Annotated in this window: 7 protein-coding genes and 1 pseudogene; 6 read left to right on the top strand and 2 right to left on the bottom strand. The window is 66.0% G+C overall.

Going from position 1 to position 5,127, the window contains the following annotated elements; translation table 11 throughout:
* Positions 1-738 (bottom strand): annotated as a pseudogene (locus ACI944_RS11495) (DNA mismatch repair protein MutS); the annotation flags it as partial.
* An 85-nt stretch (positions 739-823) separates the two neighbouring features.
* Between ACI944_RS11495 and ACI944_RS11490 the strand changes: the two are divergent.
* From ACI944_RS11490 to ACI944_RS11480, 3 genes are read left to right on the top strand one after another with little or no spacing between them, the layout of a single operon-like run.
* A complete protein-coding gene (locus ACI944_RS11490; RefSeq protein ID WP_411719195.1) occupies positions 824-1,234 on the top strand; it encodes a hypothetical protein in 411 nt (136 codons plus the stop codon).
* A 46-nt stretch (positions 1,235-1,280) separates the two neighbouring features.
* Positions 1,281-1,853, top strand: coding sequence for a magnesium transporter (locus ACI944_RS11485; protein ID WP_411719194.1), 573 nt, complete (start codon positions 1,281-1,283; stop codon positions 1,851-1,853).
* Positions 1,853-2,425 (top strand): magnesium transporter, encoded by a 573-nt coding sequence (locus ACI944_RS11480; protein ID WP_411719193.1) that lies wholly within the window; start codon positions 1,853-1,855, stop codon positions 2,423-2,425. Before ACI944_RS11485 ends, ACI944_RS11480 begins: the two co-directional genes overlap by 1 nt.
* 6 nt (positions 2,426-2,431) lie before the next feature.
* Here ACI944_RS11480 and ACI944_RS11475 read toward each other — a convergent pair whose 3' ends face one another.
* Complete coding sequence (locus tag ACI944_RS11475) at positions 2,432-3,634, bottom strand: potassium channel family protein (RefSeq protein WP_411719192.1); 1,203 nt, start codon at positions 3,632-3,634, stop codon at positions 2,432-2,434.
* Between the two features lie 303 nt (positions 3,635-3,937).
* Here ACI944_RS11475 and ACI944_RS11470 point away from each other — a divergent pair, with 303 nt between their 5' ends.
* The 3 genes from ACI944_RS11470 to ACI944_RS11460 all read left to right on the top strand — a co-directional run.
* Positions 3,938-4,210, top strand: coding sequence for a hypothetical protein (locus ACI944_RS11470; protein ID WP_411719191.1), 273 nt, complete (start codon positions 3,938-3,940; stop codon positions 4,208-4,210).
* Positions 4,211-4,273: 63 nt separating this feature from the next.
* Entirely contained in the window at positions 4,274-4,867 is a 594-nt protein-coding gene (locus tag ACI944_RS11465) for a helix-turn-helix domain-containing protein (protein WP_411719190.1), read from the top strand.
* A 107-nt stretch (positions 4,868-4,974) separates the two neighbouring features.
* The coding region (locus ACI944_RS11460) for an FAD-dependent oxidoreductase (RefSeq protein WP_411719196.1) at positions 4,975-5,127 on the top strand (153 nt) is incomplete at its 3' end.

Below are 5,127 nucleotides of genomic sequence, written 5' to 3'. Positions count from 1 at the left end.
GCCACGGGCGTACTCCGCGTAGGCGAGCAACGCCCCGATGGCGCGGGTTTCGGCCTTGCCCGCCAGCGAGTGCTCGCCGAAGTACGACGACGCCTTCGCCGCGGCGGCCTCGAACTCGAACGCCGAGGGCTCGTACGGCGTCACCATGCAGTCGGCCCCGAACGGCTCCGTCGGGGCGTCGGGGCCGACGACCGCCTCCGCGGGGTCGAAGCGCTCGAGTTCGTCCGAGATGGCCCCGAGTCGGTCGAGTTCGGTCGCGTAGAAGTCGCCGGTCGAGACGTCGAGAAATGCGAGCCCGTAGCCGTCGGTCAGGCAGGCGACAAAGTTGTTGTCGGCCGCCGAGAGCAGCTCTGTCTCGGTGAGCGTCCCCGGTGTGACGACCCGGGTGACGGCCCGTTCGACCAGCCCGGACGCCTCCGCCGCGTCCTCGACCTGATCGGCGATGGCGACCCGGTAGCCGGCATCGAGCAGCGTTTCGACGTACGACTCGGCGTTGTCGATCGGGATGCCAGCCATCGGATAAGTGCCCGTCGAGTCCTCGCGTTGGGTCAGCGTGATTTCGAGAAGTCTGGCGGTCGCCTCGGCGGCCGAGCAGAAGGTCTCATAAAAATCGCCCACCTGGAACAGCACCAAGGCGTCGTCGTAGCGCTCGCACAACTCGAGATACTGCGACAGCATCGGCGTGAGTTCCTCGGCCTTTTGAGCCATCTCCGGGGGCGGTCCCAGCGCCTCGTCCATACCCGGGCGTGTGTCTCGCCGGGCAAATACTCACCGCCATCCCGGCGACCGACACCGTTTTTGATGCCTTCCCCGAACTATCAGTATGTCCGACGACGCCGAGACGATCACGCTCGCCTTCGAGTTGGCGGCGCTGGAGCGACTCTTGGACCCGGCGGATGTCATCCGGGACACCCAGCGATGGACGGACCACCTCGGGATCGTGAGCGACGAGCCGACGCACCTGGTCAGAAAGCGGGCCCGCGACTACGGGCTCACGCCCGATTTTCTTCCGGGACCGCGCGACCGCGCCGAGAGCCTCGTGAAGATCGGCAACCAGCCCGAACACGACGCGGCCCGCTACATCCTCGTCTCCGCCGACGAGGGGATACAAGAGACCGCCGAGAGCCACGACTGGGAGTTCAGACACATCGAAGAGGCCGCCGAAACGGCCGGCTGGAACCTCCACGATGGCGACGCAGACGAGGACGACGAGGCCCACTCCGGGTGGCCCTGACCGGCGAGGTCGGTAGATTTAACCCCGGACTGGGACATCCACGGACATGAACTTCCGGGAGGGGTTCTGGTCGATCTACCGCGAGGCGCTGCCGGTTTTGCTCGTCGCGCTCGTGGGAGGGCTCTTCTCCGGGTTGGTGCTGGAGGAACTGCTCGAAAGCGTCGCCCGGTTTCCCGGCCTCCTCGTGATGGTCCCCGTCTTTCTCGCAACCCGCGGCAACGTCTACGGCGCGCTTGGCGGGCGGATCTCCAGCGGCCTCCACCAGGGGCTTATTCCCCCCGAGTTCGAGTGGAACGACCGCCTCGTGAACGCGGTCCTCGCCTCCTTCGTCAACGGGGTCACCATCTCGGCCGTTATCGGCGTCCTCTCGTGGATCGTGCTGCAGTTGCTCGGGTGGCCCTCGGCGGCGCTTTCGGAGCTCGTCGCGATCATGCTGATTGCCGGGACGCTGACCTCCATCGTGCTCATCTTCGGCCTGCTCGGGATCCTCTTCGGCGGCTACAAACTCGGCTACGATCCGGACAACCTCGTGGGGCCGATTGTCACGACGCTGGGCGACGTCTTCGGGATGGTCTTTTTGTTCGTCGCCGTTGCCGTCGTCGAGGTGGTGTTCGTCTGATGGCGGCGGGAGCCGATCTCGGTAGTTGGGACGCTCGAACCATCGTTTCGAACATGCTCCCGTTGCTCGTCGTGTTGTGTACCATCGTCCTCTGGGCGGGCATCACGTTAAACGAGGCCGAGGCGTTGCTCGATGAGTACGGCCTCCTCGCGGTCATGGTGCCGACGATGGTCGGTGCCGGCGGCAACCTCGGGACGATCCTGAGTTCACGGCTCACAACGCGACTCCACCTGGGGACGACGGAACTGGACCTCCGCGATCGGGTGCTGTGGGCCAACGTCGCCGCCGTGTTGGCGCTGGCCGCGACGGTGTTTACCACCCTGGCCGCGGGTGCGTGGGTCATCGGCCAGTTGATCGGCGCACCGTTGGCGCTTTCGGCGTTGCTCACGATCTCGCTCGTCAGCGGGATGTCAGTCGCCGTGATCGCCGTCGTGTTCGGTCTCGCCGCAACGTACGGTTCCTACCGGCTCGGGATCGATCCCGACGACACGACGATCCCGATCGTGACGAACGTCGTCGATGTCTTTGGGATGCTCATCTTCATCGGCGTGTCGACGCTGGTGTTGGGCTGAGGGCGTTCAGTCCGCCAGTTCGCCGAACTGCTCGGCCGCGGTTCGGGTTCCCTTCGCGATCACGACATCGCCGGACCGGAGCTCGGTGTCGACGTCGGCGACCAGAAGCCAGCCCTCCTCGGGACGGCGGATGGCGATGATTGACATCGTCACGTCGGCGTCCGGCACGCCTCCGGAGACCGGTGTCCCGTCGAGGGCACTGCCGGGGGTGACTTCGACGCGGGTGATGATCTCGTCGCTCTCTTGAACAGCCATCCCGACGACCGGGTGAACCTCGATGTCGCGCAGGACGCCTTCGCTGATGTCGACCGCGGCGTCGCTTATCATCTCGGTGCTGGTACCGAGATGGATCAACCCTCGGAGCGACACCGGATGTTCCGCCTCCGCGGCCGCCCGGAGCACCCATGCCTCGAAGCGCGACTCCAAGGCATCGACCTCGACTTCGAGGTTTCTGACCTCTTCTGCGAGCTCCTCGCTGTCGAAGAGCACGCTACTGTAGGCGAGATCCACGGCGAGCTCCGAGAGGTTTTTCATATGCACGATCGTGTCGACCGCCCGCCCGAGGTCGGCCACGGCGGGCGAGTCGGGCTCGAAGGGCTCGTACGTCTCGCCGGTCATCGTACGGTAGACGTCGCCGATCTCGCTCTCGGGGCCGCGGAGCAGGGCCACGTCCTCGGCTTCGATCCGTGTCGTTGGGCCGGGGTTCAACAGCCACTCCGACCCGCGCCGGAGCGCGATCACCCGGACGCCGGTCTTCGATTCGAGATTGATCCCTTTCAGCGTCCGCCCGGTGTAGGGCGACTCCGCCTCGACGGCACCCCTGACGAGCGTCTCGACGGCCTCCGGTAGTGCCGCCCGCATCGCCTCCGGGACACTGATGTCCTCGAGAACGATCTTTGCGATATCGCCCGCGGCATCGCTGATCTGGTCGGTGGCGGCGACGATGCTGAGCACCGGCGCAAGCCGTTCGGCGTCGTCGGGGCTTCTGGCGGCCATGAGAAGGCTCATTCGCGCCCGCATCTCCAAGACGTCCATCCGCTCCTCGAGGTGGAGCACTTCCTCGGCGAGGCCGGTGTTGCGGTGCAACACCGCCGAGTACGAGAGGTCGATGAGCAACTCCGCGGTGTCTTTCATCTCCACCAACACGTCCTTGACGCTCACCGGTTCGTACGCCACGGGCGAGGACGCTTCGCCTTCGAGGGGGTCCATACCCCGTAGATCCGCGGAGGTGATAAAAAAGCGTTTCCCGCGGCGCGGACCACCCCACTCTCCGGCGACCGTCTCGCCGACGTTGTAGCCGGATTACACGCCCCCAAAACTGGTAGTCGCTGGGACCCGTACTACGAACGGAATGGTACCCGTGAGGGATCTCCCGTGCGGCCGACAGCGGCCCGACCCAAAGGTGACCCGCCGCCCCGTCCGTGCTGGTTTCCCAGCCCCGACGGCCCCGGGGACTGACACGCCCAGAGACAACGCACCGAGGCGGCCGACTCCGGCCGATCTCGCACGCCGATGGCCGTGACGAGACGCGAGGTCTTAGAACACCTCGCGGCGGCGAGCGACGCGGAACGCCGAGAGACGACGACCCCCGAAACGCTCGCGGCCACCCTCGATGTCGAGAGGCGCGCGGTCGAGGAGCAACTGAAGCGCCTGGCGGGCTGCGAGTTGGCCCGGACGTATCCCGACGGACGGGTTCGAGTGACGATCACCGGCGAGGAACTCCTCGAACTCGATACGGAGGGGACGGTCATCGTCGACGAACCGAACGGCGGTTCGGAGCCGTGAGCGGCCCAGTACTTATTATACCGGATCGCGAGTGCCGACACGAGATGGAGGTATCGATGCCAAATGTCGAAGAGAGAGACTGACCAGTCAGAGGAGACGCCCAACGAGGTGCGGTACGAGCCCGAATCCAGCCGCTACGACGTCTTTGAGTGCTCCGACTGCGACAACGTCGTCCTCGCGCTCGGCCGGGACGACCCGCCGATGTCGTGTCACGACGAGCCGATGGAGCGGGTCACGGATGTCGAAATGAGCGTCAAGCCGCCGGACGTCAAAGAGGTGCTGTTGGACGCCTTCGGCCTTCCGAAGGCCGGCCTGGACATCTGTCTGTGCGTCATCGGCGAGGGACCGCTCTCGGCGAACGAGGTCGCCGAGTCGCTCGGCTACGACCGGAGCACGGTGACCCGGTATCTCAACACGCTCGTCGATCTCGGGCTGTTGCAGCGCTCCGAGTTGAACCGCGAGCAGGGGGGCGTTGTCAACGTCTACCACTCGGTCGACCTCGAGCGGATGCGCCGTGAGACGCTGATCGGGTTCTACGTCTGGGCCGGCGAGGCGGCCTCGCTCATCGAGGAGGCGAACCTGACGAAACAGGATTACCTCGATGAGAACCCCGACCGGGACCTGCCGGACGTGTTCTGGGAGTCCTTCGGGAAGTGACCGGCGGATCGGCGGCCCACCCGCGCGACTCGCGTGACGCCCGCGCTCGTGCAAGCGGTCTGAACCCCCGCGAGAGCCTCTTTATATCCCGTAACGTCCCTGTACGCATGACAGACTTCGACGTCCTCGTCATCGGCGGCGGAACGGGAAACAACGTCGCGGCGGCGGCGGCCGACGCGGGCCTCGAGACGGCGCTCGTCGAACCGGGTCCCCTCGGCGGCACGTGTCTCAACCGCGGCTGTAACCCCTCGAAGATGCTC

The organism is Natronomonas sp. (assembly GCF_046710025.1).
Classification (GTDB): Archaea; Halobacteriota; Halobacteria; order Halobacteriales; family Haloarculaceae; genus Natronomonas.
The sequence above is the reverse complement of the archived record's forward strand: the minus strand, read 5'-3'. Positions and strand labels throughout refer to the sequence as shown.